The sequence below is a fragment of the Pseudomonas sp. H9 genome (assembly GCF_004353925.1).
Classification (GTDB): domain Bacteria; phylum Pseudomonadota; class Gammaproteobacteria; order Pseudomonadales; family Pseudomonadaceae; genus Aquipseudomonas.
Window position 1 is genome coordinate 248753 of record NZ_SMOK01000012.1, and the last position, 26965, is coordinate 275717.

Genomic DNA, 26965 nt, shown 5'->3' on the forward strand with positions numbered 1-26965 from the left:
TGCCCGGAGATAACAACAATGACAATTGCACCACGTGAACACTGGGAACAGCTGTTCCAGACCCTGAAGATCGAAGGCCGAGCCTTTATTGACGGGCAGTATTGCACCAGTGTCGCTGGTGACAGTTTCGATTGTTCAAGCCCGGTCGATGGCCGCTTGCTGGCGCAGATTGCTAGTTGCGACAGCGCCGACGCCGAGCTCGCCGTGGCTGCCGCTCGCCGCAGCTTTGACAGTGGCGTGTGGGCAAAACAGGCTCCGGCACAGCGCAAGCGCGTGCTGATTGCCTTCGCTGACCTGCTGCTGGCCAATGCTGAAGAACTGGCGCTGCTGGAAACCCTGGACATGGGCAAGCCGATTGCCGACTCCTTGAGCATTGATATTCCCGCTGCGGCCAACGCCATTCGCTGGCACGCCGAAGCGATCGACAAGATTTACGACGAAGTTGCTGCAACCGCGTCCGACCAGCTGGGTCTGGTCACCCGCGAGCCGGTCGGCGTGGTTGCGGCCATTGTTCCGTGGAACTTCCCACTGATGATGGCCTGTTGGAAACTCGGCCCGGCCCTGGCCACCGGTAACTCGGTGATCCTCAAGCCGTCCGAAAAATCACCGCTGACCGCGATCCGTATCGCGCAGTTGGCGCTCGATGCGGGTCTGCCAGCGGGCGTGCTCAACGTCTTGCCTGGCTATGGCCACACCGTGGGCAAGGCCCTGGCCTTGCACATGGACGTCGATACCCTGGTGTTCACTGGCTCCACGCGCATTGCCAAGCAATTGATGGTGTATGCCGGTGAGTCGAACATGAAGCGGGTCTGGCTGGAAGCTGGTGGCAAGAGCCCGAACATCGTCTTTGCTGATGCTCCTGACCTGCAGGCGGCTGCTGATGCCGCCGCTGCGGCTATCGCCTTTAACCAGGGTGAAGTGTGCATTGCCGGTTCGCGTCTGCTGGTCGAGCGCAGTATCAAGGAGCGCTTCCTGCCCATGGTGGTTGAAGCCCTCAAAGCCTGGAAGCCAGGCCACGCGCTGGATCCAGAGACCCGCGTCGGCGCCTTGGTAGACGGCACACAGCTCGACACCGTGCTCGGCTACATCGAAGCGGGTAAAGCCGATGGCGCCACCTTGCTTACTGGTGGTGAGCGCGTGCTGGAAGACACCTGTGGTGTCTACCTGCAGCCGGCCATCTTCGATGGCGTCACCAACGCCATGCGTATCGCCCGCGAAGAAATCTTCGGGCCGGTGTTGTCGGTCATTACCTTCGACAGTGCCGAAGAGGCCGTGGCCATTGCCAACGATTCACCGTTCGGCCTGGCTGCAGCAGTCTGGACCAGCGATATCTCCCGTGCCCATAACACTGCTCGCGCGCTGCGCGCCGGTAGCGTCTGGGTCAACCAGTACGACGGCGGCGACATGACCGCGCCTTTTGGCGGTTTCAAGCAGTCGGGTAATGGCCGGGACAAATCGCTGCACGCTTTTGATAAATACACTGAACTCAAGGCGACCTGGATCAAGCTGTAAGGGAGGGTGAACCCATGCAAACTACCAATGACCTGCCGCCTTTGATTGGCATTTCTGCCTGTCGTCAGCAGCTGGGCCACAACTCGTCGCATACCGTCGGCGACAAGTACGTCGAAGCGGCAGGCTATGCCGGCATTCCTTTGATCCTCCCTGCGCGCGCTGAGCCGGTTGACCCTCAGCGTCTGCTGGAACGCCTCGATGGCATTCTTTTTACCGGTTCGCCTTCTAATGTCGAGCCGCATCATTACAATGGCGCCCCCAGCGTGGAAGGTACGAAGCACGATGTGTTTCGTGACCGGCTGACCCTGCCGTTGTTGCAGGCCGCCATTGCCACCGGTGTGCCGGTGTTCTGTATCTGCCGTGGATTCCAGGAATTGAACGTTGCCTTGGGCGGCACGCTGCACCAGCGAGTGCAGGAGCTGCCAGGTTTCCTCGATCACCGCGAGCCGCAGGACGCACCACTGGAAGAGCAATACAGCCCACGTCATAGCGTGACCGTACAGCCCGGTGGGCTGTTCGAGCGTCTGGGGCTGGAGCAGCACTTCATGGTCAATTCGCTTCATAGCCAGGGCATCAATCGCCTGGCTGACGGCCTGCGGGCCGAGGCCCTGGCGCCGGACGGACTGATCGAAGCGGTATCCATGGAGGATGCCCCCGGTTTTGTGGTCGGTGTGCAATGGCACCCTGAGTACCGCATGACCGACAACCCGGTTTCGTTGCGCCTGTTCCAGGCGTTTCGTGAGGCATGTCTGGCCCGTGCAAGGGGCAAGCGTCATCGGGAGAAGACCCTATGAGGGTATCCGGTTGATCCGGAGCTGTATCACCAGGCAACAAGTTTCATTGAGTGCAAGTGGGCGCGCTGCGGGGCGCCCTGAAAAACAATAGTAAAAGCGGCGGCAACTACTCATGAGCGAATACGAAGCAGGCCTGTCCCCAGGTATGGGACAAGCTCGCACCCAGGAAAGCGGTGCATCGAAAGCAACCAAAGGCCTCGACGCGGGTCGGCTTGGGCTGCTGGCGAGCATTGTGCTGGGTATCTCCACCATTGCACCGGTCTACACCCTCACGGGTGCTCTTGGCCCGACCGTACGTGAAGTCGGAGCCCATCTGCCAGCGGTGTTCATCGTCGGCTTCCTGCCTATGCTGCTGGTAGCGCTGGGCTACCGCGAGCTGAACTCGGCGGAGCCTGACAGCGGTACGTCCTTCACTTGGTCGGCACGGGCATTTGGCCCGATGATCGGCTGGATCGGCGGTTGGGGGTTGGTCACGGCCACCACCATTGTGTTGTCCAACCTCGCGGGGGTGGCCGTCGACTTCTTCTACCTGTTCCTCGGGCAGATCACCGGTAGCCACGAGGTGGCAGCGCTGGCGGATAACCTGGTGATCAACGTCGTCACCTGTTGCGTGTTCATTGCCATGGCGGTGTGGATCTGCTGCCGCGGGATTACTACTACCATGACGGTGCAGTACAGCCTGGTAGCGTTGCAGTTGGTGGTGTTGGTGGGCTTTGCCATGGCCGCTTTTGGCGAGTCGGCACCGATGCCGCCGCTGGAGTTCGACTTTGCCTGGTTCAATCCATTTGGTGTTGAGTCCTTCTCAGCATTTGCTGCTGGCCTGTCGTTGTCGATTTTCATCTTCTGGGGCTGGGACGTGTGCCTGAGCATCAGTGAAGAGTCTGTGGGCAGCGGTGACACCCCCGGCCGTGCGGCGACCCTGACAGTGCTGCTGATTCTCGGCTTGTACCTGGTGACGGCAATTGCCACGCTGCAGTTTGCCGGTATTGGTGAAGATGGCCTGGGCCTGAACAATCCGCGTATCCAGGAAAACGTCTTTGCCCACCTGGCTGGCCCAGTGATGGGGCCGTTGGCGATCCTGATGTCGATCGCGGTGTTGGCCAGCACCGCTGCCTCGCTGCAGTCAACCTTTGTGGCACCAGCGCGCACCTTGCTGGCCATGGGTTACTACGGCGCGGTACCGGAGCGTTTCGCCAACATTTGCCCTCGCTCGAAAACCCCACGTTACGCAACGATTTGCGCCGGTGTGGCGGCGGGCGTGTTCTACGTCACCATGCGTACGCTGAGTGAAAACGTACTGGCCGACACCATCACTGCTTTGGGCATGATGATCTGCTTCTACTACTCGCTGACCGCGTATGCCTGTGTCTGGTACTTCCGCCACAGCCTGTTCGACAGCGTGCGTCACTTCCTGATGCGCGGCCTGTGCCCGCTGCTGGGCGGTGGCATTCTCTCGGTGATCTTCCTGCAGACAGCCTACGACAGCGCTTCGCCTTCGTTTGGCAGCGGCTCGCACGTCGGTGGTCTGGGGCTGGTGTTCGTGATCGCAGTGATCATCACACTGCTGGGGCTGGGGCTGATGATGCTGTCACGCCTGCGGGCACCGGCGTTCTTCCTGGGCATGACCCTGCAACGTCACGCCACAGTCTCCAACCGCCGCTAAGCGGCTGGAGTCTCCAGTTGCTCAGGCAAGCAATTGCGTGAGCAGCTGACCATGACGCTGCTGCTGGTTCTCCCGCAGCAAGCGGTTGGCGCGGAAGACTGCTTTGAGGTCTTCCAGCGCAGTGGCGAAGTCATCGTTGATGATGACGAAGTCATATTCGTCGTAATGACTCATCTCGCTGACTGCTTCTCGCATCCGACCTTCAATGATCTCATCGCTGTCCTGGCCACGGTTGGTCAGGCGCTGGCGCAAGGCTTCCTGGGTGGGCGGCAGGATGAAGATCGAGCGCGCCTCAGGCATCAACTTGCGTACTTGCTGGGCGCCTTGCCAATCGATTTCCAGAATCAGATCGTGACCCTGATCGAGGGTTTGCTGCAGCGCACTGCGCGAGGTGCCGTAGAAGTTACCGAACACTTCAGCCTGTTCGAGGAAGTCGCCTTGCTCGATCATCAGTTTGAACGTGGTGTGCTCGACGAAGTGATAGTTCACGCCGTGCACTTCGCCTGGGCGCATGGCCCGCGTGGTGTGCGAGACCGAAACCTGGATGCTGCTATCGGCGTCCATCAGGGCTTTGACCAGGCTGGTCTTGCCGGCGCCTGACGGGGCCGAAACGATATAAAGGGTGCCGCTGCTGTGATTCATGGTCGGTGTGGCCTTACTCAATATTCTGTACTTGTTCACGCATCTGCTCGATCAGTACCTTGAGGTTGACCGCGGACTGGGTGCTGCGTGGGTCGAAGGCTTTGGAGCCCAGGGTGTTGGCTTCGCGGTTGAGCTCCTGCATCAGGAAGTCCAGGCGTCGGCCGGCGGCGCCACCGGATTTGAGTACCCGGCGTACTTCGGTGATGTGGGTGTTCAAGCGGTCAAGTTCTTCGGCAACGTCGCTTTTCTGCGCCAGCAAGACCATTTCTTGTTCCAGGCGTTGCGGGTCGAGCTCGGCCTGCATATCGGCGAAGCGGTCGAGGACCTTCTGACGTTGAGCCGCCAGCATCTGCGGCACCAGGGCGCGCAGGGTGGTGACTTCACTGGCCATGTTGTCCAGGCGCTCGTTGATCAGGCGGGCCAGCTCAGTGCCTTCGCGGTTGCGGCCGTTCTTCAGTTCATTCAGTGCCTCGACAAACAGCGCCATGGCTTCATTGTTGAGGGTTTGCGGATCGTTGGCGTCGGCAACCAGCACGCCAGGCCAGGCCAGCACCTCCAGCGGGTTCAACGGCGCAGGCTGTTTGATCAGGCTTGCTACCGTCTCGGCGGCAGCCACCAGCTGTGCGGCACGCTCGCGGTCAACCTGCAGCGGTTTGCCAGCGTTTTCTTCATTAAAACGCAACGTGCATTCGACTTTACCGCGTGACAAACCCTGGCGCAGGGCTTCGCGCACGGCGCCTTCAAGGTCGCGCAGGGCTTCAGGCAGGCGCAGGTGCGGTTCCAGGTAACGGTGGTTGACCGAGCGTAGCTCCCAGATCAGGGTGCCCTGGCTACCGGCGCGCTCGACACGAGCAAAAGCGGTCATGCTGTGCACCATGGGGAGTACCTCGCAAAAAGGGGTCAAAGAAAAGCCAACCGGCTGCAAAGGCGCAAGATTGTAGCGCAGTGCGGCGCTGGCTCCCAATCAACTGATGTTACAAATACTCAGGCATCTTCCGTAAAAAACCGACCGATGCCGCTGTGGCCGCCATTTTAGAGGCTGCGACAATAGGCGTGTTCTCAACGCCCGGTGCACTCTATAATGGCGGGCAGATTCAAACCCAGTACAGGTATCCCAAATGAAACGTCCAAGTGGTCGCGCTGCCGATCAGCTTCGCTCGATCCGCATCACCCGCAACTACACCAAACACGCCGAGGGATCAGTACTGGTCGAGTTCGGTGACACTAAAGTCGTCTGCACCGTCAGCGTCGAGAACGGCGTACCGCGCTTCCTCAAAGGCCAGGGCCAAGGCTGGTTGACCGCCGAGTACGGCATGCTGCCGCGCTCCACTGGTGAGCGTAACCAGCGTGAAGCCGCCCGTGGCAAGCAGGGTGGTCGTACCCTGGAAATCCAGCGTCTGATTGGCCGCTCGCTACGCGCTGCCCTGGACATGAGCAAACTCGGCGACATCACCCTGTATGTCGACTGCGACGTGATCCAGGCCGATGGCGGCACCCGTACTGCGTCGATCACCGGCGCCATGGTTGCCCTGGTTGATGCCCTGCGTGTAGTCAAAAAGCGTGGCGGCCTGAAGGGCGGTGACCCGCTCAAGCACATGATTGCTGCCGTTTCGGTTGGTATGTATCAGGGCGAAGCAGTGCTCGACCTCGACTACCTGGAAGACTCCGCTGCCGAAACCGACCTTAACGTGGTCATGACCAGCAAAGGCGGCTTCATCGAAGTTCAGGGCACTGCTGAAGGCGCACCGTTCCAGCCTGAAGAGCTCAACGCCATGTTGGCGCTGGCGCAAAAAGGCATGGTCGATCTGTTTGAGCTGCAGCAGGCTTCGCTGGCCGACTGATCGCAAACACGCAAGGAGCAGAGCATGAGCGAGCAACCGCTACAGTTGCCGACCCCCAATGCCGAGATTCGTCAGTGGGCAATGTTCTGCCACTTGTCGGCCCTGCTCGGCCTGCTGGTGCCGTTTGGCAACCTGCTGGGCCCGCTGGTGATGTGGGTGTGGAAAAAGGATCTGGATCCGTTCATCGATGCCCAGGGCAAGGAAGCGTTGAACTTCCAGCTCACTGTGTTCCTGGCTTCGATGGTCTGCTTCGCGCTGATGTTTGTGCTGGTAGGGATTGTGCTGTTCGGCATGTTGATGGTCGCCGTGTTGGTGCTCACCATCATTGCCGGGGTCAAGGCCAACGATGGCCAAGCCTATCGTTACCCGTTGACCTGGCGCCCGATCAAGTAACGGCCAACTGTAGGAGCGGGCTTGCCCCGCGATAGCGTTACATCAATTACATCGCATCGCGGGGCAAGCCCGCTCCTACAGGCACAAAAAAACCGACATGACGTCGGTTTTTTTGTAGCTGCACGAATCAGATCGTCAGCGTCCAGTCGTAGTCCACGATCAGTGGCGCGTGCTGGGAGAAGCGTGGCTGACGCGGCAGGCGTGCGCTGCGCACGAAGCGACGCAGGCCTGGAGTCAGCAGCTGGTAGTCGAAACGCCAGCCCAGGTTGAGCATCTCGGCCTGCTCGTTGTCTGGCCACCAACTGTACTGGTCGCCTTCACGGCTGACTTCGCGCAGGGCGTCGACATAACCCATGTCACCGACAACGGTGTCCATCCAGGCGCGTTCCGGCGCCAGGAAGCCCGGTGACTGCTGGCCGTCGCGCCAGTTTTTCACGTCGAGCTTCTGCTGCGCCACGTACAACGAGCCGCAGTAGATGTATTCACGACGCTTGCGCCGCTGCTTGTCCAGGTACTTGGCGAAGTCGTCCATCAACTTGAACTTCTGGTTCAAGTCTTCGTCGCCGTTCATTCCCGAAGGCAGCAGCAAAGTTGCGATGCTTACCTTGTCGAAATCGGCCTGCAGGTAACGCCCGTAGCGGTCGGCTGTCTCGAAGCCCAGGCCGCTGATGACTGCCTTGGGCTGCAACCGCGAATAAAGTGCCACGCCGCCTTGGGCGGGAACTTCTGCGTCGCAGGCATAAAGGAAGTAGCCATCAAGCTGAAAAGCTGGGTCGTCGAGTTCAAAGGCCGAGGCGCGGGTATCCTGAAGGCAGATGACGTCAGCATTCTGGGCTTGTAGCCAGCTGAGCAAACCACGCTCAACGGCAGCCTGAATGCCATTAACGTTCACACTGATGATCCGCATAAATGGCCCCAAAAATCTCGTGCGTGTATGATACCCGAGCTGTACTCAATTAGCTAAATCCGTGGTATCCAGGACTCTTCATGCAGCCGTATCAGCGCGACTTCATTCGTTTTGCCATCGACCGCGGGGTACTGCGCTTCGGTGAATTCACCCTCAAATCCGGGCGCACCAGCCCGTATTTCTTCAATGCCGGCCTGTTCAACAGTGGTTCGGCCCTGGCTCAGCTCGGGCGTTTCTATGCAGCGGCAATCGTCGACAGCAAGATTTCGTTCGATGTGCTGTTCGGCCCAGCCTACAAGGGTATCCCCTTGGCGGCAGCCACCGCTGTGGCCCTGGCCGAGCATCATAACCTTGATCTGCCATGGTGCTTCAACCGCAAAGAAGCCAAAGATCATGGCGAAGGTGGCAGCCTGGTGGGCGCGCCACTGACTGGCGATGTGCTGATCATCGACGACGTGATCACTGCAGGCACCGCAATCCGCGAAGTCATGCAGATCATTCAGGGCCAACAGGCCAAGGCCGCAGGCGTACTGATCGCGCTCAACCGCGAGGAACGCGGTAACGGTGAGCTGTCGGCGATCCAGGAAGTGGAGCGTGATTTCGGTATCCCGGTCGTCAGCATCGTATCGCTGACCCAGGTGCTGGAGTTCCTCGCTGACGATCCAGCGCTCAAGCAACACTTGCCGGCCGTCGAGGCCTATCGGGCCCAGTACGGGATCTGAGCAAAAAAAAGGCGACCTTTAGGGTCGCCTTTTTAGTGCCTGATCGCGGGGCAAGCCCGCTCCTACGGTAGGAGCGGGCTTGCCCCGCGATAATCAGCCTCGCAATGCAGACTTGCGATTGGTGATCAAAGTACCAACACCACTGTCGGTAAAGATCTCCAGCAACACCGCATTCGGTACGCGACCGTCGACGATGTGCGAGCTGTTGACGCCGCCTTGCACTGCTTCCAGCGCGCAACGAATCTTCGGCAGCATACCGCCGTAGATGGTGCCGTCAGCGATCAGTTCGTTGACCTGCTCGGTGGTCAGACCGGTCAGCACGGTGCCCTGTTTGTCCATCAGGCCGGCGATGTTGGTCAGCAGCATCAGCTTTTCAGCCTTCAGCGCTTCCGCCACTTTGCCCGCCACCAGGTCGGCGTTGATGTTGTACGACTCGCCATTGGCACCTACGCCAATCGGCGCGATCACCGGAATGAAGTCGCCTTTGACCAGCATGTTGAGCAGGTCGGTGTTAACGCTGGTGACTTCGCCCACGTGGCCGATGTCGATGATTTCCGGCGTCGTCATTTCAGGCGTCTGGCGGGTGACAGTGAGCTTTTTCGCACGAATCAGCTCGGCATCTTTACCGGTCAGGCCGATGGCGCTGCCGCCATGACGGTTGATCAGGTTGACGATGTCTTTGTTCACCTGGCCGCCGAGTACCATCTCCACCACGTCCATGGTTTGTGCGTCGGTGACGCGCATGCCATCGATAAAGTGGCTTTCGATCGACAGACGTTTGAGCAGATCACCGATCTGCGGGCCGCCGCCGTGCACAACCACCGGGTTGATGCCGACCGCTTTCATCAGCACGACATCACGGGCAAAGCCGGTTTTGAGCTCTTCGCTCTCCATCGCGTTGCCGCCGTATTTGATCACCAAAGTCTTGCCGACAAAGCGGCGGATGTAAGGCAGCGCTTCGGACAAAACCTGGGCGACATGGGTGGCGGCATCGCGATCGAGGGTCATGCAGGGCTCCAGTTGGAACAAATAGTCGGTCAGAACTTGGGTTGCAGATCAGGAGCTACGCGCTTCAACTCGGCGCGGAAAACCTCCTGGATACGCTGCAGTTCGGCGTCATTGTCGGCCTCGAAGCGTAGCACCAGCACCGGTGTGGTGTTGGAGGCACGAACCAGGCCCCAGCCGTGGGGATAATCGACCCGCACACCGTCGATGGTGGTCAGGTTTGCATCTTGGCCCCAGTCGGCTTCGCGTTGCAGTGCATTAATGATGCTGAATTTACCGTCGTCGGTCACATCAATATTGATTTCCGGTGTGGAAATATCATTTGGGAACGCCGCGAACAGCTGTTCAGCATCGGTATCAGCCTTGCTGAGGATCTCCAGCAGGCGCGCGGCACTGTAAATGCCGTCGTCAAAACCATACCAACGTTCCTTGATGAAGATGTGTCCGCTCATCTCACCGGCCAGCAGGGCGCCGGTTTGTTTCATCTTCTTCTTGATCAACGAGTGACCGGTCTTCCACATTAGCGCGCGGCCACCGTATTGCTCGATCAGTGGCGTCAGGCGGCGTGTGCATTTGACGTCGAAGATGATCTCGGCGCCCGGGTTGCGCTCAATGACGTCCTTGGCGAACAGCATCAGCAGGCGATCCGGGTAGACGATAGTGCCAGTGTTGGTTACTACGCCAACGCGGTCGCCGTCGCCGTCAAAGGCCAGACCAAGGTCGGCACCGGTCTCCTTGACCTTGGCAATCAGGTCGATCAGGTTCTCGGGCTTGCCCGGATCCGGGTGGTGATTCGGGAAGTTGCCGTCAACTTCGCAGAACAACGGGATCATTTCGCAGCCCAAAGCTTCGATCAGCTGCGGTGCGATCACACCGGCTGCGCCGTTGCCGCAATCGACGACGACTTTGAGTTTCTTCGCCAACTTGATGTCTGCAGTGATCTGCTTGAAATAACGATCAAGGATCTCGACTTGCTCGACGCGGCCTTCGCCTTGGCTCAAGTCATTGGTTTTCAGGCGGGTCAGCAGGGCCTGGATTTGCTCGTTGGCCAGGGTGTCGCCGGCAATGACGATCTTGAAGCCGTTGTAGTTCGGCGGGTTGTGGCTGCCGGTGAGCATCACACCGGATTTGCCGGCCAGGACGTTGGCGGCGTAGTACAGGGCAGGGGTCGGAACCAGACCGACGTCGCTGACCTGGCAGCCGGCTTCCACCAGGCCTTTGATCAACTGCTCGACCAGCATCGGGCCAGACAGGCGGCCGTCACGGCCTACCGAAATGTTAGGTTCGCCTTGGGCCAGGGTTTGCGCACCGATGGCGCGGCCGATCCAGTACGCGGTTTCGGCAGTCAAGGTGTCACCGACAACGCCGCGGATGTCGTAAGCACGAAAAATGCTTTCTGGGAGTGCAGGTACCAGGTGTGCCATGTCGTTCATCTCTGGGGGGCTCCAATATCGAGGGCGTGCAGGGCAGGCTTGAACTGAACGCTTTGACGGTGATTTCGCCAGAGAGTTCGCCATCCTTGGCGCACAGTGGGCAGTGAGTGGATTACTTGCTGCCGGAATGTCCAAAGCCGCCAGCACCACGCTGGCTCTCGTCGAAGGCTTCGACAATGTCGAAATGCGCTTGTACCACCGGCACCAGAACCAGCTGTGCGATGCGCTCGCCAATGGCGATGGTGAAAGGGGTTTGGCCGCGGTTCCAGCAAGAAACCATCAGTTCGCCCTGGTAATCAGAGTCGATCAGGCCGACCAGGTTGCCCAGCACGATGCCGTGCTTATGGCCCAGGCCCGAGCGCGGCAGGATCAGCGCAGCCAGGCCAGGGTCGCCGATATACACCGAAAGGCCGGTAGGGATCAGAATGGTCTGACCGGGTTCGAGGACGGTGTCTTCCTTGAGCATGGCGCGCAGGTCGAGACCGGCGGAGCCTGGCGTAGCGTACTGCGGCAGCGGGAATTCGTTACCGATGCGTGGATCGAGAATCTTGGCTTGTAGAGCGTGCATGCAGAGTTAAACCTGGTTGAGACGTTCGGCGATGAAAGCAACCAGCTGACGGGCGATCTTGCCCTTGCTGGTCTGTGCAAAGAGTGTTGCGTGAAGCTCGCGATCGATCACGCTGCAGGCATTTTCCTCGCTGTTGAAGCCGATGCTGGGGTTGGCCACATCGTTGGCGACGATCAGGTCGAGGTTTTTGTCCTTGAGCTTGCGCGCAGCGTAGTCGAGCAGGTGTTCGGTTTCGGCGGCGAAGCCGACGCTGAACGGGCGATCAGGGCGCAGCGAAATGCTGGCCAGAATGTCCGGATTGCGGACCATTTGCAGCAGCAGGCCGTCGCCTGTCGTAGGGTCTTTCTTGAGTTTTTGTGGTGCAACCACTTCCGGGCGATAGTCTGCGACCGCAGCCGAGGCGATGAATACATCGCAGGGCATGGCTGCTTCGCAGGCCGCGAGCATGTCGCGGGCGCTGACCACGTCGATACGGGTGACTCGATCAGGCGTTGGCAGATGCACCGGGCCACTGATCAGGGTCACCTTGGCACCGGCTTCTACCGCTGCTTCGGCCAGGGCGAAGCCCATTTTCCCGGAGCTGTGGTTAGTGATGTAGCGCACCGGGTCAATGTTTTCCTGAGTCGGACCGGCAGTGATGACGATGTGTTTACCGGTCAGCGACTCGCGTTTGAAGGTTTCTGCGGCGCACCAGGCCAGGTCGGTGGCTTCGAGCATACGCCCCAGGCCGACATCACCGCAGGCTTGGCTGCCGGATGCCGGGCCGAACACCTGAATGCCACGGCTCTGCAGCAGTTCAAGGTTGGCCTGAGTCGCAGGGTCGCGCCACATGGCCTGGTTCATCGCCGGGGCGACGGCTACCGTGGCGTCGGTGGCAAGCACCAGGGTGGTCAGCAGGTCGTCAGCCACGCCTTGGGCCATACGTGCCAGCAAGTCGGCGGTAGCGGGTGCGATCAGCACCAGATCAGCCCATTTGGCCAGCTCGATATGGCCCATCGCCGCTTCGGCAGCAGGGTCCAATAGGTCCATGTGCACCGGGTGGCCGGACAATGCCTGCAAGGTGAGCGGAGTGATGAACTCCGCGCCGCCGCGGGTCATGACGACGCGCACTTGCGCACCGTGTTCCAGAAGTCGGCGAACCAGTTCGGCACTTTTGTAGGCGGCAATGCCGCCGCCGACGCCGAGAACGATGCGCTTACGATACAGCCGCTGCATAGGCTTGCCTTTTGCTCAGTGATTGCACGCGGCGACGACGCCTCCCCAGGCCGAATCGTCGCGTAAAAATGAGCGGGTAATGTAGCACAGGGCTGTAAAACAGGAGCAGTAACCGATAGACAGGGAGGTTGGGATGAGTATCAGAGATTGGCCTGCGGCGGAGCGGCCACGGGAAAAGTTGTTGGAGCAAGGGGCAGCCAGCCTCTCGGATGCTGAATTGCTGGCCATATTTCTACGCACCGGCGTGCGGGGTTACAGTGCTGTCGATCTGGCTCGGCATCTGCTTATGCAGTTCGGTGGCTTGCGCGGCCTGATGCAGGCGGATGCCAAGCACTTCAATCAGGAGTTTGGCCTTGGGCCGGCCAAGTTCGCCCAGTTGCAGGCAGTGATGGAAATGTCTCGTCGGCACTTGGCAGGCCAGCTGCGTCGCGATTCAGCGCTACAGAGCCCGCAGGCCGTCAGAGACTATCTGAAAGCCCAGCTGCGACATGAGCCTCATGAAGTGTTCGCCTGCTTGTTTCTAGATACCAAGCACCGGCTGCTTGGTTTCGAGGCGCTGTTTCGCGGCACCATCCATGAAACCAGTGTTTACCCTAGGCAAGTGATTAAGCGCGCGCTGGCTCACAATGCGGCAGCGCTTATTCTCTGCCACAACCATCCCTCAGGTGTTTCAGAGCCTAGCCAAGCAGATGTGTTGATGACCCATCGGCTTAAGGAAGCGTTGGGCTTGGTGGATGTGCGTTTGCTTGATCACTTCATCATCGGTGAAGGTGAGCCCTTGTCGATGGTCGAGAAAGGGTGGTTTGTGGCGTGAAGATCGCGGGGCAAGCCCGCTCCCACCGGGGTTGTGTTACCCCTGTGGGAGCGGGCTTGCCCCGCGATGGTCAGCGCGAAACCTTCACTGATGCGAAGTCCTGTCGGCCGAACGGGCTGACCTGGTAGCCCTCCACAATCTGACGCACCAGCACCGATGCGACCGGGTGCGCCAACGGCAACCACAATGCCTGCTGCTGAATATGCGTTTGAGCCTGCTGGTACAGACGACTGCGCACGCTCTGGTCGGTGGTGGTCTTGCCCGCGCTGATCAGCTGGTCCAGGCGAGGGTCGCAATAGCGGGCAAAGTTGGTACCGGATTTCACCGCGGCACAGGCGAATTGCGGGCTCAGGAAGTTATCCGGGTCGCCGTTGTCACCCGCCCAGCCCATGAACAGCAGGTCATGCTCGCCCGCTTTGGCGCGGCGAATCAGCTCGCCCCACTCAATAACCCGGATCTCGGCCTTGATGCCGATCTTGTCCAGGTCGGCTTGTAGCAACTGCGCACCCAGGCTCGGGTTGGGGTTCAGCAGGCTACCTTGCGGGCGGGTCCAGATGGTTGTGCTGAAGCCGTCTTTAAGGCCGGCCTTGGCGAGCAGCGATTTGGCTTTCTCCACGTCGGTCGGGTAGCCCGGCAGGTCCTTGGCATAGCTCCAGGTGTTGGGCGGGTAGGGGCCGTTAGCGGCGACCGCTGTACCCTCGAACACGGCTTTGAGGTAGGAGGCTTTGTCGAATGCCAGGTTGATCGCCTGACGTACCTCGGGCTTGTCCAGTGGCGCATGCTGGCTGTTGATAGCAACGAATGCCGTCATGAAGGCATCGGTTTTTTCTACTTTCAGTGCTGGATCTTCGCTAGCGGCGGCTATATCCAGCGGTTTGGGCGACAAGGCGATCTGGCATTCGTTGCGTTTGAGCTTCTGCAAGCGCACGTTGGCATCGGGGGTGATGGCAAAAATCAGCGGGTCAACTGCAGGCTTGCCGGCAAAGTAATCCGGGTTGGCGCGGTAGCGGATCACCGCGTCCTTCTGGAAGCGATTGAACACGAACGGCCCTGTGCCAATCGGTTGGCTGTTGAGTTTTTCCGGCGTTCCGGCCTTGAGCAACTGGTCGGCATATTCGGCGGAGTAGATCGATGCGAAGCCCATGCTCAGGGTGGGCAGGAAGGTGGCATCCGGGTGATCGAGTGTGAAGCGCACCGTGAGCGAGTCAGGGGCTTCAATCTGCTTGATCAGGCTTGGCAGCTGCAGCGACTGGGCATGCGGGTAGCCGCTCTGGGCGATCTTGTGCCAGGAGTGCGCGGGGTAGAGCATGCGTTGGAAGCTGAACAGCACATCGTCGGCGTTCAGGGTGCGGCTCGGTTTGAAGTAACCAGTGTTGTGGAACTTAACTTCGGGGCGCAACTTGAATTCGTAAACCAGGCCATCAGGCGAAACCGTCCAGCTTTCAGCCAGGCTTGGTACTACTTGGCCTTTTGCGGAATCGAACTCAACCAGGCGGTTCATCAGCACGTCGGCTGAGGCATTGGTGGTCGTCAGCGAGTTGTACTGAACCACATCGAAGCCCTCAGGGCTGGCTTCGGTACACACACTCAATGCCGCAGCCTGAGCAAATGCCGGGCCGAGCAGGGTGGCGAACAACAGGGGTAGAGCAGCAGCGCGCATGGTGATTCCTTGGCTGATCGATGGCCCATCTGTCAGTGCAGTCTGGAAAAGTCCTACCCTAGTGCGCCAAGCCAGAAATGGCCAACTCCTTTTTTACCAATCGAGCGACGAGTGGTCGACATCCTGCCAAGCCAGTCGTTATGCTGCTCCGGCGTGTCGATCAGCAAGTCAAAGCACAACTCCTGTTGTTGTGCTCTGGTCTTTCTGGTATAAAGCAGCGCTCTTTTCTAGGGGCTCGGCTTGTCGCATCTGTTGATTGAGTCGATAAGACCCTGAAGAAACACGGCGCCTAGCGCCAAAGACTGAGAGATTAAGCGGCCAACCCATGCCGGGTTGGGCATGTGGTTTTAGAGGGCTGAGGCATGTCGAGAGTCTGTCAAGTTACCGGTAAGGGTCCGGTAACCGGGAACAACATTTCCCACGCAAACAACAAAACCCGTCGTCGTTTCCTGCCGAACCTGCAGCATCATCGCTTCTGGGTCGAGTCCGAGAAGCGTTTCGTGCGTCTGCGCGTATCTGCCAAAGGCATGCGCATCATCGACAAGCGCGGCATCGATGCCGTTCTGGTCGACATTCGCCGTAACGGCGCTAAGGTCTAAGGGAGAGAATCATGCGTGAATTGATCCGTCTGGTGTCGACCGCTAATACCGGCCACTTCTACACCACCGACAAGAACAAGCGCACCACTCCGGACAAAATCGAAATCAAAAAATTCGATCCGGTTGTTCGCAAGCACGTGATCTACAAGGAAGCCAAGATCAAGTAATTGATCAGGCTGACGAAAAAAGGGCCCGTATCTCACGATACGGGCCCTTTTTTTTGCACTGTGAATGCTGCCTGTGGGAGCGGGCTTGCCCCGCGAAGCGATGTGGCTGACACACTTCAATCGCGGGGCAAGCCCACTCCCACCAAGGTTTAGGCTTTCTGTTCGAACATCACATAAATCTTGCGGCATGGCTCCAGCACTTCCCAGGTGCCTTTGAAGCCAGCCGGAATGACAAACCGATCACCGGCACGCAATGTTTTTGCGCCACCGTCTGCATCGCGCAGTACCGACACGCCCTGAACGATCTCGCAGTATTCGTGTTCAGTGTAATTGACAGTCCATTGTCCTACCTCACCTTCCCAGACGCCGGCGGCGAACTGTCCGCAAGGGCTGGAATAGTGGTTGTAGACGGCCTGATCGGGTTCACCCTTGAGAATCTTTTCGGCTGCTGGGCGGTAGCGTTCAGCCTCGGTGAGGACCTGGGCGAAGTCGATGATCTGATCAATGCGCATGGCTATTTCTCTTGTTTGTTTAATAAAATGAACATCAGTAGGCGTTTGATGCGATTATGTCAAATATATTGATAATTGGGTCGCCAGTGGTTTAGGGTGGCGGGTGCCTGTGCGCGTAGCTCGCCCAGCCAGAATTTTTGACAGTGCCTGTGACCCCTCGTACGGCACTGCACCTTAACAAGAGGAGGAGTTTCGTATGACCACCCTGACTCGTGCGGATTGGGAACAGCGTGCCCAGCAGCTGAAAATTGAAGGCCGCGCTTTCATCAACGGTGAATACACCGCCGCCGTTTCCGGCGCGACGTTCGAATGCCTCAGCCCGGTCGATGGCCGACTGCTGGCGCAAGTTGCCAGCTGTGATCTGGCCGATGCCGAACGCGCCGTGGAAAACGCCCGCGCTACCTTCGCTTCCGGCGTTTGGTCGCGTCTGGCGCCAACCAAGCGTAAAGCCACCATGATCCGCTTTGCCGCTCTGCTCAAGGCCAATGTCGAAGAGCTGGCGCTGTTGGAAACGCTGGACATGGGCAAGCCGATCAACGACTCGCTGAACATCGACGTGCCAGGTGCCGCTCAGGCCCTGAGCTGGAACGGTGAAGCAATCGACAAGGTTTATGACGAAGTCGCGGCTACCCCGCATGATCAACTGGGCCTCGTCACCCGTGAACCTGTAGGTGTAGTTGCTGCCATCGTACCGTGGAACTTCCCGCTGCTGATGGCCTGCTGGAAACTCGGCCCGGCACTGGCCACTGGTAACTCGGTGGTGCTCAAGCCTTCGGAAAAATCGCCACTGACCGCCATTCGCATTGCCCAACTGGCGATCGAAGCCGGCATCCCGAAAGGCGTTCTTAACGTGCTGCCAGGCTATGGCCACACCGTTGGCAAGGCCTTGGCCCTGCACATGGACGTAGACACGCTGGTGTTCACCGGTTCGACCAAAATCGCCAAGCAACTGATGATCTACGCCGGCGAATCGAACATGAAGCGTGTTTGGCTGGAAGCCGGTGGCAAGAGCCCGAACATCGTTTTCGCCGACGCTCCGGACCTCAATGCCGCTGCCGAAGCCGCCGCCAGTGCTATCGCCTTCAACCAGGGTGAAGTCTGCACCGCCGGTTCCCGTCTGCTGGTCGAGCGCTCGATCAAAGACAAGTTCCTGCCGTTGGTGCTCGAAGCCCTCAAGGCCTGGAAGCCAGGTAACCCGCTGGACCCAGCAACCACCGTTGGTGCGCTGGTCGATACCCAGCAGATGAACACCGTGCTGTCGTACATCGAAGCGGGTCACAGCGATGGTGCCAAGCTGCTGGTAGGTGGCAAGCGTATCCTTGAAGAAACCGGTGGCACCTACGTTGAGCCAACGATTTTCGACGGCGTAGACAACGCCATGCGCATCGCCAAGGAAGAAATCTTCGGCCCAGTGCTGTCGGTGCTGACCTTCGACACCGTCGAAGAGGCAATCAACATCGCCAACGACACCCCGTATGGCCTTGCCGCTGGTGTGTGGACCGCTGACATCTCCAAGGCACACCTGACCGCCAAGGCTCTGCGTGCCGGTAGCGTGTGGGTCAACCAGTACGACGGTGGCGACATGACCGCCCCGTTCGGTGGCTTCAAGCAATCGGGCAACGGCCGTGACAAGTCGCTGCACGCGCTGGACAAGTACACCGAGCTGAAGGCGACCTGGATCAAGCTGTAACGTTAACAGCGCGATCTATTCACAGCCGGGCCTTGCACCACGCAGGTCCGGCTGTGTTGTTTCTGCACAACAGAGCCAGCCTGGGAGGCTGCAATGCGTTGGGGAACCTATTTCGCCGTGCTGACGGCGGTGCTCAGTGTCGGCCTGGCACTGGGTGTGAGCATGCCGCTGGTGTCATTGCGGCTGGAGGGCTGGGGCTATGGCAGCTTTGCCATTGGCGTGATGGCGGCGATGCCGGCCATCGGTGTCCTGCTCGGGGCCAGCCTCTCCAGTCGGCTCGCTGCTCGCTTTGGCACGCCAGGGACCATGCAGCTGTGCTTGTGGGCGGGCGCGTTGTCCATTGGTTTGCTGGCGCTGATGCCCAGTTATCCGGTGTGGATCGTGCTGCGCCTGCTGATCGGCATGATCCTGACCATTGTATTTATTCTCGGTGAAAGCTGGATCAACCAACTGGTGGTCGAACAATGGCGCGGGCGTCTGGTGGCCTTGTATGGCTGCAGTTATGCCTTGAGCCAACTGGCCGGGCCGTTGCTGCTCGGTGTGCTGGGCTCGGAAGATGATCTGGGCTTCTGGCTCGGGGCTGGCTTGCTGTTGCTGGGGCCGCTGGTGCTGCTTGGGCGGGGCGGGGCGCCGAGCGCAGAGTCGTGCAGCGTGACGCTGTTCGACCTGGTGGGCTTTTGCCGGCGCATGCCGGTGATTGCCTGGGCGATTGCCCTGTTCGCCGCTTTTGAGGCGATGATTCTGACCTTGCTGCCGGTGTATTGCTTGCAGCAAGGCTTCACCACTGAGGTCGCACTGTTCATGGTCAGTACCGTGGTGGTGGGCGATGCGCTGCTGCAGTTGCCGCTGGGGGCGCTGGCCGACCGCATGTCGCGCCGCAGCCTGTTCAGCGGATGCGCGCTGACCCTGCTGGTATCGAGCCTGGCGATCCCGTTGGCGTTACACACCTGGCTGATCTGGCCGCTGTGGGTGTTGTTCGGTGCCAGCGCTGGTGGCTTGTTCACCTTGTCGCTGATTCTGATCGGCGAGCGCTACCGGGATGATGCGTTGGTACGCGCCAATGCGCATGTCGCGCAACTCTGGGGCATTGGCTGTCTGCTCGGGCCGTTGATTGCCGGTGCTGGTGGCCAATGGATCAGCGGGCATGCCTTACCGTTGTTGATGGCCGCTGGTGCTGCTGGGCTGGTGTTGCTTTCACGGCGCGCCAACGCCTTTGAGCCTGCACCGGTCTAAAGCATCCGCTCCAGGCCGACGGCCTTGCTGATCCAGGCGTTGAAGCGGCGCCACAGGCCACCGGGTTCGGTGGTCAGGGTGTGCAGGTGATGATTGTCTTCCGTCACCCACACCAGCTTGCCGTCGACCAGTTGCGGCTGGTAGCTCAGCGCCGGGGCCATGCCTTGTACCGCCAGGTCGCGGGTGTATTCCGCCAGTTCAGGGCTGTCGACCAGCACGCCGACTTCGGTGTTCCATAGCACCGAGCGCGGGTCAAAATTGAACGAGCCGATGAAGGTCTTGCGTCGGTCGAAGATGATCGCCTTGCTGTGCAAGCTGGAATCCGAGCTGCCGTAGAAATGCAGGGCGCGCTTTGAGCTGGGGTCGCCCGGTTGCCGACGCAGCTCGTACAAATGCACACCGTGTTCGAGCAAGGCCCTGCGGTAGGGCGCATAGCCACCGTGTACTGCCGGGACATCGGTGGCCTCCAGGGAATTGGTCAGCAACTTGACCGAGACACCGGCATCGGCACGGCTGGTCAAGTACAGCAGGCCGGGTTCGCCAGGCACGAAGTAGGCCGAGATCAAGATCAGCTCATGCTGAACGTTGTTCATGTCCGGTGCCAGCTGGTGGGTCATCAGCAGTTGTGGGTCTGGCTCATCATTGGCCAGCACCTTGCTCGGTGCGTCCCAGAGTGCCTGGTTGTGGGCCCAGATCAGTTCATTGCGCCAGATACCCAGGCGCGGGCGGGTTTTGTATGACATCAACCGGTCATACAGAGCCTTGTGCTCAACCTCGGCCTCGGCCAGCGAGACTTCCAGGCGTTGACGGCTGGCACGCAAGTCGTCGGCATCGGGCTTGCGCAAAATAAAGTCGTCAATGGGTTTGCTCAGCGCACTGTTCCAGTACTGATCGAAGCTGTGACCCAGTTGTTCGGCTACCGGTCCGACACCCAGCAAGTCGATATCGGTGAAGTTCAGGTTGGGCTCGGCATCGAAGTACTCGTCGCCCAGATTGCGGCCGCCGACGATGGCCATGCTGTTGTCCACCAGCCACAGCTTGTTGTGCATGCGCCGGTGTTGCAGGTTGAGGTTGAACAGGCGGCCTACCGCCCGTGTCACGCCCGTGCTGCGCCCCAGGTGCAGCGGGTTGAACACACGAATATGAATGTTCGGGTGGGCGTTGAGGGTGGCCATCTTGTCTTCGATGCTGTCGCTGGTGGTGTCGTCGAGCAGGATGCGTATGCGCACGCCGCGGTCGGCCGCCTGCAGCAACTCATGCACCAAGGCGCGCGTGCTCAGGCCGTCGTGGACGATGTAGTACTGCAGGTCGATGCTCGACTGGGCGTTGCGGATCAGTTCGGCCCGGGCGCGAAAGGCCTCATTGCTGTTGGGCAGCAGGCGAAACCCTGAGCGCCCGTCGTAAGCCGAAGCCTGGCGTTGCACCGAACGGCCAAAGGCGGAATCACTGGCAGGAAGCGCCTGGGTGACTTCCCGTGGCTGGCTGATGCTGGCGCATCCACCCAGGCTGAGTATCAGCGACAGCAGCACAGGCAGCGTGCACGGGCTTCTCAAGAGGTGGTGTCCTTCTCGACGCAGGCTTATGGGGTTGGACCACGAACGGCGGCGGAAAGTTACCCGTCACGTTCGTCTTCGGCCAGTAGACGAATGGCGGTCTCGCCAACCTTGCGCACTGCCGCTTCGATCTCGGCAGTGGGGCGGGCGGCGAAATTCATTCGCAGGCAATTACGGTACTTGCCCGAGGCGGAAAATATACTGCCCACGGCAATCTGTACGCCTTGCCCAAGTAAAGCCCGGTTCAGCCGAAGCGTGTCGAAACTTTCCGGCAATTCTATCCACAGCATGAATCCGCCCTGTGGCCGGCTGGCGCGGGTGCCCGGCGGAAAGTAGCGGGTGACCCAATCGCTCATTTGGTCACGAGCACGCTGATACTGGCTGCGCATGCGGCGCATATGCGGCTGATAGTGGCCGGCTTCGATGAAGTCGGCGATGGCCAGTTGCGGTTGGGTCGCGGTGCTGCCGGTGCTGATGTATTTCATGTGCAGCACCCGTTCCAGATAACGGCCAGGGGCGACCCAGCCGATACGCAGGCCCGGCGCCAGCGTCTTGGAGAACGAGCTGCAGAGCAGGACGCGGCCGTCTTCGTCGAACGACTTGATGGTGCGCGGGCGAGGGTAGGTGTAGGCCAGGTCGCCGTATACGTCATCTTCGAGGATCGCCACGTCGAAGCGCTGGGCCAGGTTCAGCAGAGCCTTTTTGCGCGCTTCCGGCATGATGTAGCCCAGCGGGTTGTTACAGCTCGGCGTGACCTGAATGAGCTTGATCGGCCACTGCTCCAACGCCAGCTCCAGGGCTTCGAGGCTGATGCCGGTGATTGGATCGGTGGGAATCTCCAGGGCTTTCATGCCCAGGCCTTTGAGGGTCTGCATGGCGCCGTGAAAGCTCGGCGATTCGACCGCAACGATGTCGCCGGGCTGGCACACCGCGCGGATACTGGCCGATAGCGCTTCGTGACAGCCGGTTGTGACCACCAGATCAGCCGGGTCGAGGCTGCAGCCGGAGTCGAGCAGCAAGCGAGCGATCTGCTCACGCAGGGCCAGGGTTCCGGAAATGGTGTCGTAGTAGAGCCCGGGCATGTCCTGGCGGCGGCTCAGCTGAGCGAGGCTGCGCAGCAACGGTTTGAGGGTCGGGCTGTCGATGTCGGGCATGCCGCGGCCCAATTGCACAACATCCTTTCTCGGCACGCTACGGACCAGCTCGATGACCTGTTCCCATTGGGAAATTTCCACCGGTCGCTGCGCCGGTCGGCTGACTGCAGGTAGGGCCGGCAAGCTGCGGTCGCTGGGTACGAAATAACCTGACTTGGGCCGTGGTGCGGCCAGGCCATTGTCTTCCAGCAAGCGATAGGCCTGTTGCACGGTACTCAGGCTGACACCATGTTCCACGCTCAAGGCGCGCACCGACGGCAAGCGGTCGCCGGGGCGATACAGGCCTTGTTCGATGCGGGCGCTGAGCAGCTCGGCCAGATTGACATAGAGGGTCATGGCGTACTCCTGTACCAATACAGATGGCGAAAAAATACAGCATTCAGTAGGAAACGTGCCAATTCTGTATGGAAATAATAGCTGTGCTTTGGATCTGTAATGCTTTTCCTCAGACGCGCAAGCTTTCTCCACGGTAATACACACCCGAAGGAGTCGAGCGATGAGCGGTATGAGCGATGTGCGCCTTGAATTGCATGCGCAAGAACTGAGCCGTGAGCAGCGTTTGCGGCTGTTCAATGTACCGGCCGGGCTCGGTCGCTGGGGGCTGATGCTGCACCGCTGGCACAGCCGTCGTGCGCTGCTGGAGCTGACGCCCGAGCAATTGCGCGATATTGGCCTGACCCGGGCGCAGGCGCGCGAGGAAGGGCTCAAGCCCTTCTGGCGCGGTTAAACACTCTGTGGTGTGGGAGCGAGCTTGCCCCGCGACCGCGGTGTATCAGACAAACCGCAGTCGCGGGGCAAGCCCGCTCCTACAGGTTCATACCAACTCTTTCAGTCGGTGCCAGAGCATGCCCAGGGCCAGCAACGGGGAGCGCAGGTGTTTGCCGCCGGGGAAGGTGATGTGCGGCACTTTGGCGAACAGGTCGAAGCGTCCACTGTGCTGGCCGCTGATAGCCTCACCCAGTAACTTGCCCGCCAGGTGCGTGGCGTTGAGCCCGTGGCCGGAGTAGGCCTGGGCAAAGTACACATTGGGCTGCGATGCCAGGCGGCCGATTTGTGGCAGCCGGTTGGCGCCGATGCCAATCATGCCGCCCCATTGGTAGTCGATGCGAACGTTGGCCAGTTGCGGGAATACCTGGAGCATCTTCGGCCGCATGTACGCAGCAATGTCGTGTGGATCACGCCCGGAGTAATGGCAGGCACCGCCGAACAGCAGGCGGCGGTCGGCAGACAGGCGGTAATAATCCAGGGCCACGCGCTGGTCGCAGACCGCCATATTCTGCGGCAGCAGTTCGTGCGCCTGCGCTTCGCTCAGCGGTTCTGTGGCGATGATGTAGCTGCCTGCAGGCAGCACTTTACCGCCCAGCTCAGTGTTCAGGTCATTCAGATAGGCATTGCAGCCCAGTACCAGTGTGCTGGCTTTAACCGCCCCTTGCGCTGTATGTACGCGAACCTGCGTGCCGTATTCGATGCGCGTGACCGCTGATTGCTCGAACAGGCGAACGCCCAGCGTGTTGGCCACGGCGGCCTCACCTAACGCTAGGTTCAGCGGGTGCAGATGCCCCGAGCCCATGTCGATCAGGCCGCCCACATAGCGGTCGGAGCCGACCACGGTGCGCATCTGGTCGGGTTGAACCAGGCGCAGTTCATGGCGGTAGCCGAGGTTGCGCAGTTCTTCGGCGTCTTCGGCAAAGCCTTGCAGGTCTTTGGCTTTGTTGGCCAGGTCGCAATAGCCCCAGGTCAGGTCGCAGTTGATGGCGTGGCGTTCGATACGCTCACGGACGATATCCACAGCCTCCAGGCCCATCAGCTTCAATGTACGTACGCCGTCACTGCCGATGACCGAGGTGAACTGGTCGAGGCCGTGGCCGACGCCGCGAATCAGCTGTCCACCGTTGCGCCCGCTGGCGCCCCAACCCATTTTGCGGGCTTCAAGCACAATTACTTTGAACCCGCGTTCAGCCAGTTCGATTGCCGTGTTCAGCCCGGAAAAGCCACCGCCGACCACGCACACATCGCAGCTCAACTCGCCCTGCAACGGCGGATACTCCGGCTGTGGCTGGCTGCTGGCCGCGTAGTAGGAAGCGACATGAGAAGCGGGTGATTGCACAGCAGCGCTCATGGAGGAGTCCTGAATGTAAGTGTTTGGAAAAATTGACGCAGGATAAGCTGCACTTTCGACGCTGGGCAACCATGGGGCAAAATAGCGCCATTCCCTTTCTTCAGCGCAGGCCACCATGAGTTGCAACAGCCACAAGATCCGTTTCCTGCGCGATCAGATCCCGTCTTTCGAATGCGTCCCTGGCTGCCATGACTGTTGCGGGCCGGTTACCACCTCTTCGGAAGAAATGGCCCGGCTACCACGCAAGAGTGCCGCCGAGCAGGAAGCTGCCCTGGCTGAGCTGAACTGTGTGCACCTGGGGCCAGATGGCTGCACGGTCTATGAAGAGCGGCCGCTGATCTGCCGGTTGTTCGGTACCACGCCACGCTTGCCGTGCCCGAATGGTCGCGGCCCGGCTGAAATGATCGATCCCCAGGCTGAAAAGCTGGTGCACCAGTACATTGCCAGCACCCGCCAGGTGTTGGTCTGAGCCTTACTCCGGAATCGGCAGGCTGAGGCTCTCTTTAACCTCTTCCATAACGATGTAGCTCTTCGACTCACGCACGTGCGGCAGCTTGAGCAGGATGTCGCCGAGCAGCTTGCGGTACGAGGCCATCTCGGAAATACGGGCCTTGACCAGGTAGTCGAAGTCGCCGGAAACCAGGTGGCATTCCAACACATGCGGCAGTTTCAGTACCGCGCGGCGAAACTCTTCAAACGTGTCCCCGGATTTGTAGTCGAGGCTGATCTCAACGAACACCAACAGGCTGCCTTTGAGGTGCTGCGGGTTGAGTCGGGCGTTGTAGCCCATGATGATCCCTTCGCGCTCAAGGCGCCGGACCCGCTCGGTGCACGGCGTGGTCGACAAGCCGACTTTCTCGCCCAGTTCAGTAAACGAGATGCGTCCATCTGCCTGCAGGATCCGTAGGATGTTGCGGTCAATCTTATCCAGTTCACGCTTGCTTTGGTGCTGGGTTCTCATAGGGGATGCCCCTCCGTGAAAGCGATCTTTGCCGAGAATTCTCGCCAAATATAGGCTTTTATATAGTGAAATGCACTGGTCATACCTTCCTATACTGCGCCCATCTACGCCATTAACAACAAATGTCAGCGTTACGCTGCGTCGAGGGTAATAAACATGCGAGTTCTGGTACTTGGTAGCGGTGTGATCGGAACCGCCAGTGCCTACTATCTGGCACGGCAGGGTTTTGAAGTCGTCGTGGTTGACCGCCAACCTGCAGTCGCCATGGAAACCAGCTTTGCCAACGCCGGCCAGGTCTCGCCTGGTTATGCTTCGCCCTGGGCTGCACCGGGCGTACCGCTCAAAGCCATCAAATGGCTGCTGGAGCGCCATGCGCCTCTGGCAATCAAAGCCACCGCTGACATCGATCAGTACCTGTGGATGGCGCAAATGCTGCGCAACTGCACCGCCAGCCGTTATGCGGTGAACAAAGAGCGCATGGTGCGTCTGTCTGAGTACAGCCGCGACTGCCTCGACGAGCTGCGTGCCGAAACCGGTATTGCCTACGAAGGCCGCACTTTGGGCACCACGCAACTGTTCCGCACCCAGGCGCAACTGGATAACGCTGCCAAGGACATCGCCGTCCTCGAACAGTCTGGCGTGCCTTACGAATTGCTCGACCGCGAAGGCATCGCCCGCGTTGAGCCGGCACTGGCCAATGTCACCGATATTCTCGCCGGCGCTCTGCGCCTGCCGAACGACCAGACCGGCGACTGCCAGATGTTCACCACCCGCCTGGCGGAAATGGCTATCAAGCTGGGTGTCGAGTTCCGCTTCGGTCAGGACATTCAGCGCCTGGACTACGCCGGTGACCGCATCAACGGTGTGTGGATCGATGGCAAGCTGGAAACCGCTGACCGCTACGTGCTGGCGCTGGGCAGCTACTCGCCTCAATTGCTCAAGCCGCTGGGCATCAAAGCTCCGGTTTACCCACTGAAGGGCTACTCGCTGACCGTACCAATCACCGACCCGGCCATGGCCCCGACTTCGACCATTCTGGACGAAACCTACAAGGTCGCGATCACCCGTTTCGACAACCGCATTCGTGTTGGCGGTATGGCTGAAATTGCCGGTTTTGACCTCTCGCTGAACCCGCGTCGGCGCGAAACACTGGAGATGATCGTCAACGATCTTTATCCTCGCGGCGGCGACCTGAGCCAAGCCAGTTTCTGGACCGGCCTGCGCCCGACCACTCCAGACGGCACGCCAATCGTCGGTGCCACGCCGTTCCGTAACCTGTTCCTCAACACCGGTCACGGCACGCTGGGCTGGACCATGGCCTGCGGTTCTGGCCGTTTGCTGGCTGATTTGATCGCCCGCAAAAAGCCACAGATCAGTGCCGAAGGCCTGGATATTTCTCGTTACGGCAAGCAAAAGGAGTCTGCAAAACATGTCAGTCCAGCGCCAGCTCACCAATGAGCGCATGAGCCAGATCGTCACCCACAATGGCACTGTCTACCTGGCGGGCCAGGTGGGCGACGACATGAATGCCGGGATTGAACAGCAGACCCGTGAAACCCTGGCCAACATCGAACGCCTGCTGGACCTGGCAGGCACCGATAAGAGCCGCCTGCTCTCGGTGACCATCTACCTGAAGGACATCGATGCGCACTTCCAGGGCATGAACAGTGTCTGGGACAGTTGGCTGCCCAAGGGTGTCGCGCCTGCTCGCGCCACTGTTGAAGCCAAGCTGTGCGAGCCGGAAATCCTTGTAGAACTGTCGGTAGTCGCTGCGCTGCCGTAACTGATGTCCCTCACCCGGTGCCGGC

General features: G+C 60.0%; 27 protein-coding genes and 1 pseudogene. 15 read left to right on the forward strand and 13 right to left on the reverse strand.

Annotation, left to right across the window (positions count from 1 at the left end; all coding sequences use genetic code 11):
* Positions 1 to 18: 18 nt before the first annotated feature.
* The 3 genes from E1573_RS11735 to E1573_RS11745 all read left to right on the forward strand — a co-directional run bounded on the left by E1573_RS11735 (position 19) and on the right by E1573_RS11745 (position 3969).
* Positions 19 to 1512: an aldehyde dehydrogenase gene (locus E1573_RS11735; RefSeq protein ID WP_133213781.1), complete on the forward strand. Its 1494-nt coding sequence runs from the start codon at positions 19 to 21 to the stop codon at positions 1510 to 1512.
* Positions 1513 to 1526: 14 nt separating this feature from the next.
* Entirely contained in the window at positions 1527 to 2306 is a 780-nt protein-coding gene (locus E1573_RS11740) for a gamma-glutamyl-gamma-aminobutyrate hydrolase family protein (RefSeq protein ID WP_133213783.1), read from the forward strand.
* Positions 2307 to 2418: 112 nt separating this feature from the next.
* Positions 2419 to 3969 carry an APC family permease gene (locus E1573_RS11745; protein ID WP_133213785.1) on the forward strand — a complete coding sequence of 517 codons (1551 nt, stop codon included), beginning with the start codon at positions 2419 to 2421 and terminating at the stop codon, positions 3967 to 3969.
* A gap of 21 nt (positions 3970 to 3990) precedes the next feature.
* Here the strand turns inward: E1573_RS11745 and gmk are convergent, their stop codons facing one another.
* The gene (gene gmk / locus E1573_RS11750; protein WP_133213787.1) at positions 3991 to 4611 is read right to left on the reverse strand and encodes a guanylate kinase; all 621 of its coding nucleotides are present in this window, start codon (positions 4609 to 4611) and stop codon (positions 3991 to 3993) included.
* 13 nt (positions 4612 to 4624) lie between these two features.
* Entirely contained in the window at positions 4625 to 5488 is an 864-nt protein-coding gene (locus E1573_RS11755) for a YicC/YloC family endoribonuclease (protein ID WP_133213789.1), read from the reverse strand.
* Positions 5489 to 5729: 241 nt separating this feature from the next.
* Here E1573_RS11755 and rph point away from each other — a divergent pair, with 241 nt between their 5' ends.
* Together rph and E1573_RS11765 are read left to right on the forward strand one after the other, a co-directional pair.
* Entirely contained in the window at positions 5730 to 6452 is a 723-nt protein-coding gene (gene rph, locus E1573_RS11760; RefSeq protein ID WP_133213791.1) for a ribonuclease PH, read from the forward strand.
* A gap of 24 nt (positions 6453 to 6476) precedes the next feature.
* Positions 6477 to 6845: a DUF4870 domain-containing protein gene (locus tag E1573_RS11765; RefSeq protein ID WP_133213793.1), complete on the forward strand. Its 369-nt coding sequence runs from the start codon at positions 6477 to 6479 to the stop codon at positions 6843 to 6845.
* Between the two features lie 127 nt (positions 6846 to 6972).
* Here E1573_RS11765 and E1573_RS11770 read toward each other — a convergent pair whose 3' ends face one another.
* Positions 6973 to 7752: an exodeoxyribonuclease III gene (locus E1573_RS11770; RefSeq protein WP_028942456.1), complete on the reverse strand. Its 780-nt coding sequence runs from the start codon at positions 7750 to 7752 to the stop codon at positions 6973 to 6975.
* An 80-nt stretch (positions 7753 to 7832) separates the two neighbouring features.
* On the opposite strand from E1573_RS11770, the gene pyrE reads away from it, so the two are divergent.
* Complete coding sequence (pyrE, locus tag E1573_RS11775; protein WP_133213795.1) at positions 7833 to 8474, forward strand: orotate phosphoribosyltransferase; 642 nt, start codon at positions 7833 to 7835, stop codon at positions 8472 to 8474.
* Between the two features lie 93 nt (positions 8475 to 8567).
* On the opposite strand, the gene argB is transcribed toward pyrE, so the two are convergent.
* From argB to coaBC, 4 genes and pseudogenes are all read right to left on the reverse strand, one after another.
* The gene (gene argB / locus E1573_RS11780; RefSeq protein ID WP_133213797.1) at positions 8568 to 9482 is read right to left on the reverse strand and encodes an acetylglutamate kinase; all 915 of its coding nucleotides are present in this window, start codon (positions 9480 to 9482) and stop codon (positions 8568 to 8570) included.
* 29 nt (positions 9483 to 9511) lie between these two features.
* Positions 9512 to 10888 (reverse strand): annotated as a pseudogene (locus E1573_RS11785) (phosphomannomutase/phosphoglucomutase); the annotation flags it as partial.
* Between the two features lie 136 nt (positions 10889 to 11024).
* On the reverse strand, positions 11025 to 11480 hold the full coding sequence (gene dut / locus E1573_RS11790; protein ID WP_133213805.1) for a dUTP diphosphatase: 456 nt from the start codon (positions 11478 to 11480) through the stop codon (positions 11025 to 11027).
* 6 nt (positions 11481 to 11486) lie between these two features.
* Positions 11487 to 12695 (reverse strand): bifunctional phosphopantothenoylcysteine decarboxylase/phosphopantothenate--cysteine ligase CoaBC, encoded by a 1209-nt coding sequence (gene coaBC / locus E1573_RS11795; RefSeq protein WP_133213807.1) that lies wholly within the window; start codon positions 12693 to 12695, stop codon positions 11487 to 11489.
* A 133-nt stretch (positions 12696 to 12828) separates the two neighbouring features.
* On the opposite strand from coaBC, the gene radC reads away from it, so the two are divergent.
* Positions 12829 to 13509 (forward strand): DNA repair protein RadC, encoded by a 681-nt coding sequence (radC, locus tag E1573_RS11800; RefSeq protein ID WP_133213809.1) that lies wholly within the window; start codon positions 12829 to 12831, stop codon positions 13507 to 13509.
* Positions 13510 to 13579: 70 nt separating this feature from the next.
* On the opposite strand, the gene E1573_RS11805 is transcribed toward radC, so the two are convergent.
* Positions 13580 to 15169 (reverse strand): ABC transporter substrate-binding protein, encoded by a 1590-nt coding sequence (locus E1573_RS11805; protein ID WP_133213811.1) that lies wholly within the window; start codon positions 15167 to 15169, stop codon positions 13580 to 13582.
* A gap of 362 nt (positions 15170 to 15531) precedes the next feature.
* Here E1573_RS11805 and rpmB point away from each other — a divergent pair, with 362 nt between their 5' ends.
* Both rpmB and rpmG read left to right on the forward strand, forming a co-directional pair.
* Positions 15532 to 15768: a 50S ribosomal protein L28 gene (rpmB, locus tag E1573_RS11810; RefSeq protein WP_010225868.1), complete on the forward strand. Its 237-nt coding sequence runs from the start codon at positions 15532 to 15534 to the stop codon at positions 15766 to 15768.
* Between the two features lie 11 nt (positions 15769 to 15779).
* A complete protein-coding gene (rpmG, locus tag E1573_RS11815; protein ID WP_010225867.1) occupies positions 15780 to 15935 on the forward strand; it encodes a 50S ribosomal protein L33 in 156 nt (51 codons plus the stop codon).
* A gap of 149 nt (positions 15936 to 16084) precedes the next feature.
* On the opposite strand, the gene E1573_RS11820 is transcribed toward rpmG, so the two are convergent.
* Positions 16085 to 16447 carry a cupin domain-containing protein gene (locus E1573_RS11820; RefSeq protein WP_133213813.1) on the reverse strand — a complete coding sequence of 121 codons (363 nt, stop codon included), beginning with the start codon at positions 16445 to 16447 and terminating at the stop codon, positions 16085 to 16087.
* A 196-nt stretch (positions 16448 to 16643) separates the two neighbouring features.
* Here E1573_RS11820 and E1573_RS11825 point away from each other — a divergent pair, with 196 nt between their 5' ends.
* Positions 16644 to 18137 (forward strand): aldehyde dehydrogenase, encoded by a 1494-nt coding sequence (locus E1573_RS11825; RefSeq protein WP_133213815.1) that lies wholly within the window; start codon positions 16644 to 16646, stop codon positions 18135 to 18137.
* A 93-nt stretch (positions 18138 to 18230) separates the two neighbouring features.
* On the forward strand, positions 18231 to 19370 hold the full coding sequence (locus E1573_RS11830) for an MFS transporter (RefSeq protein WP_133213817.1): 1140 nt from the start codon (positions 18231 to 18233) through the stop codon (positions 19368 to 19370).
* Here E1573_RS11830 and E1573_RS11835 read toward each other — a convergent pair.
* Together E1573_RS11835 and E1573_RS11840 are read right to left on the reverse strand one after the other, a co-directional pair.
* The gene (locus E1573_RS11835; RefSeq protein WP_165957321.1) at positions 19367 to 20923 is read right to left on the reverse strand and encodes a phospholipase D family protein; all 1557 of its coding nucleotides are present in this window, start codon (positions 20921 to 20923) and stop codon (positions 19367 to 19369) included. The two genes, E1573_RS11830 and E1573_RS11835, sit on opposite strands and share 4 nt — an antisense overlap.
* Before the next feature lie 59 nt (positions 20924 to 20982).
* Positions 20983 to 22413, reverse strand: coding sequence for a PLP-dependent aminotransferase family protein (locus tag E1573_RS11840; protein ID WP_133213819.1), 1431 nt, complete (start codon positions 22411 to 22413; stop codon positions 20983 to 20985).
* A gap of 160 nt (positions 22414 to 22573) precedes the next feature.
* Between E1573_RS11840 and E1573_RS11845 the strand changes: the two genes are divergently transcribed.
* Positions 22574 to 22804 carry a DUF1127 domain-containing protein gene (locus tag E1573_RS11845; protein WP_133213821.1) on the forward strand — a complete coding sequence of 77 codons (231 nt, stop codon included), beginning with the start codon at positions 22574 to 22576 and terminating at the stop codon, positions 22802 to 22804.
* A gap of 87 nt (positions 22805 to 22891) precedes the next feature.
* Here E1573_RS11845 and E1573_RS11850 read toward each other — a convergent pair whose 3' ends face one another.
* Positions 22892 to 24196 (reverse strand): FAD-binding oxidoreductase, encoded by a 1305-nt coding sequence (locus tag E1573_RS11850; protein WP_133213823.1) that lies wholly within the window; start codon positions 24194 to 24196, stop codon positions 22892 to 22894.
* Between the two features lie 115 nt (positions 24197 to 24311).
* Here E1573_RS11850 and E1573_RS11855 point away from each other — a divergent pair, with 115 nt between their 5' ends.
* Positions 24312 to 24665, forward strand: a complete 354-nt coding sequence (locus E1573_RS11855) for a YkgJ family cysteine cluster protein (protein WP_133213825.1) — start codon at positions 24312 to 24314, stop codon at positions 24663 to 24665.
* Positions 24666 to 24668: 3 nt separating this feature from the next.
* On the opposite strand, the gene E1573_RS11860 is transcribed toward E1573_RS11855, so the two are convergent.
* Positions 24669 to 25157 (reverse strand): Lrp/AsnC ligand binding domain-containing protein, encoded by a 489-nt coding sequence (locus tag E1573_RS11860; protein ID WP_133213827.1) that lies wholly within the window; start codon positions 25155 to 25157, stop codon positions 24669 to 24671.
* Positions 25158 to 25313: 156 nt separating this feature from the next.
* On the opposite strand from E1573_RS11860, the gene dadA reads away from it, so the two are divergent.
* Both dadA and E1573_RS11870 read left to right on the forward strand, forming a co-directional pair.
* A complete protein-coding gene (gene dadA / locus E1573_RS11865) occupies positions 25314 to 26615 on the forward strand; it encodes a D-amino acid dehydrogenase (protein WP_133213829.1) in 1302 nt (433 codons plus the stop codon).
* Positions 26587 to 26940: a RidA family protein gene (locus E1573_RS11870; RefSeq protein WP_133213831.1), complete on the forward strand. Its 354-nt coding sequence runs from the start codon at positions 26587 to 26589 to the stop codon at positions 26938 to 26940. The genes dadA and E1573_RS11870 overlap by 29 nt, the downstream gene beginning before the upstream one ends.
* Positions 26941 to 26965 lie beyond the last annotated feature (25 nt).

Coding starts and splice junctions, on each gene's coding strand:
- gmk (WP_133213787.1), bottom strand. CDS start 4,611: ATGAATCACAGCAGCGGCACCCTTTATATCGTTTCGGCCCCGTCAGGC.
- dut (WP_133213805.1), bottom strand. CDS start 11,480: ATGCACGCTCTACAAGCCAAGATTCTCGATCCACGCATCGGTAACGAA.
- argB (WP_133213797.1), bottom strand. CDS start 9,482: ATGACCCTCGATCGCGATGCCGCCACCCATGTCGCCCAGGTTTTGTCC.
- E1573_RS11740 (WP_133213783.1), top strand. CDS start 1,527: ATGCAAACTACCAATGACCTGCCGCCTTTGATTGGCATTTCTGCCTGT.
- E1573_RS11825 (WP_133213815.1), top strand. CDS start 16,644: ATGACCACCCTGACTCGTGCGGATTGGGAACAGCGTGCCCAGCAGCTG.
- E1573_RS11755 (WP_133213789.1), bottom strand. CDS start 5,488: ATGGTGCACAGCATGACCGCTTTTGCTCGTGTCGAGCGCGCCGGTAGC.
- rpmG (WP_010225867.1), top strand. CDS start 15,780: ATGCGTGAATTGATCCGTCTGGTGTCGACCGCTAATACCGGCCACTTC.
- E1573_RS11840 (WP_133213819.1), bottom strand. CDS start 22,413: ATGACCCTCTATGTCAATCTGGCCGAGCTGCTCAGCGCCCGCATCGAA.
- E1573_RS11850 (WP_133213823.1), bottom strand. CDS start 24,196: ATGAGCGCTGCTGTGCAATCACCCGCTTCTCATGTCGCTTCCTACTAC.
- pyrE (WP_133213795.1), top strand. CDS start 7,833: ATGCAGCCGTATCAGCGCGACTTCATTCGTTTTGCCATCGACCGCGGG.
- E1573_RS11845 (WP_133213821.1), top strand. CDS start 22,574: ATGAGCGGTATGAGCGATGTGCGCCTTGAATTGCATGCGCAAGAACTG.
- E1573_RS11830 (WP_133213817.1), top strand. CDS start 18,231: ATGCGTTGGGGAACCTATTTCGCCGTGCTGACGGCGGTGCTCAGTGTC.
- E1573_RS11860 (WP_133213827.1), bottom strand. CDS start 25,157: ATGAGAACCCAGCACCAAAGCAAGCGTGAACTGGATAAGATTGACCGC.
- rph (WP_133213791.1), top strand. CDS start 5,730: ATGAAACGTCCAAGTGGTCGCGCTGCCGATCAGCTTCGCTCGATCCGC.
- dadA (WP_133213829.1), top strand. CDS start 25,314: ATGCGAGTTCTGGTACTTGGTAGCGGTGTGATCGGAACCGCCAGTGCC.
- E1573_RS11765 (WP_133213793.1), top strand. CDS start 6,477: ATGAGCGAGCAACCGCTACAGTTGCCGACCCCCAATGCCGAGATTCGT.
- rpmB (WP_010225868.1), top strand. CDS start 15,532: ATGTCGAGAGTCTGTCAAGTTACCGGTAAGGGTCCGGTAACCGGGAAC.
- radC (WP_133213809.1), top strand. CDS start 12,829: ATGAGTATCAGAGATTGGCCTGCGGCGGAGCGGCCACGGGAAAAGTTG.
- E1573_RS11735 (WP_133213781.1), top strand. CDS start 19: ATGACAATTGCACCACGTGAACACTGGGAACAGCTGTTCCAGACCCTG.
- E1573_RS11745 (WP_133213785.1), top strand. CDS start 2,419: ATGAGCGAATACGAAGCAGGCCTGTCCCCAGGTATGGGACAAGCTCGC.
- E1573_RS11805 (WP_133213811.1), bottom strand. CDS start 15,169: ATGCGCGCTGCTGCTCTACCCCTGTTGTTCGCCACCCTGCTCGGCCCG.
- E1573_RS11820 (WP_133213813.1), bottom strand. CDS start 16,447: ATGCGCATTGATCAGATCATCGACTTCGCCCAGGTCCTCACCGAGGCT.
- coaBC (WP_133213807.1), bottom strand. CDS start 12,695: ATGCAGCGGCTGTATCGTAAGCGCATCGTTCTCGGCGTCGGCGGCGGC.
- E1573_RS11770 (WP_028942456.1), bottom strand. CDS start 7,752: ATGCGGATCATCAGTGTGAACGTTAATGGCATTCAGGCTGCCGTTGAG.
- E1573_RS11870 (WP_133213831.1), top strand. CDS start 26,587: ATGTCAGTCCAGCGCCAGCTCACCAATGAGCGCATGAGCCAGATCGTC.
- E1573_RS11855 (WP_133213825.1), top strand. CDS start 24,312: ATGAGTTGCAACAGCCACAAGATCCGTTTCCTGCGCGATCAGATCCCG.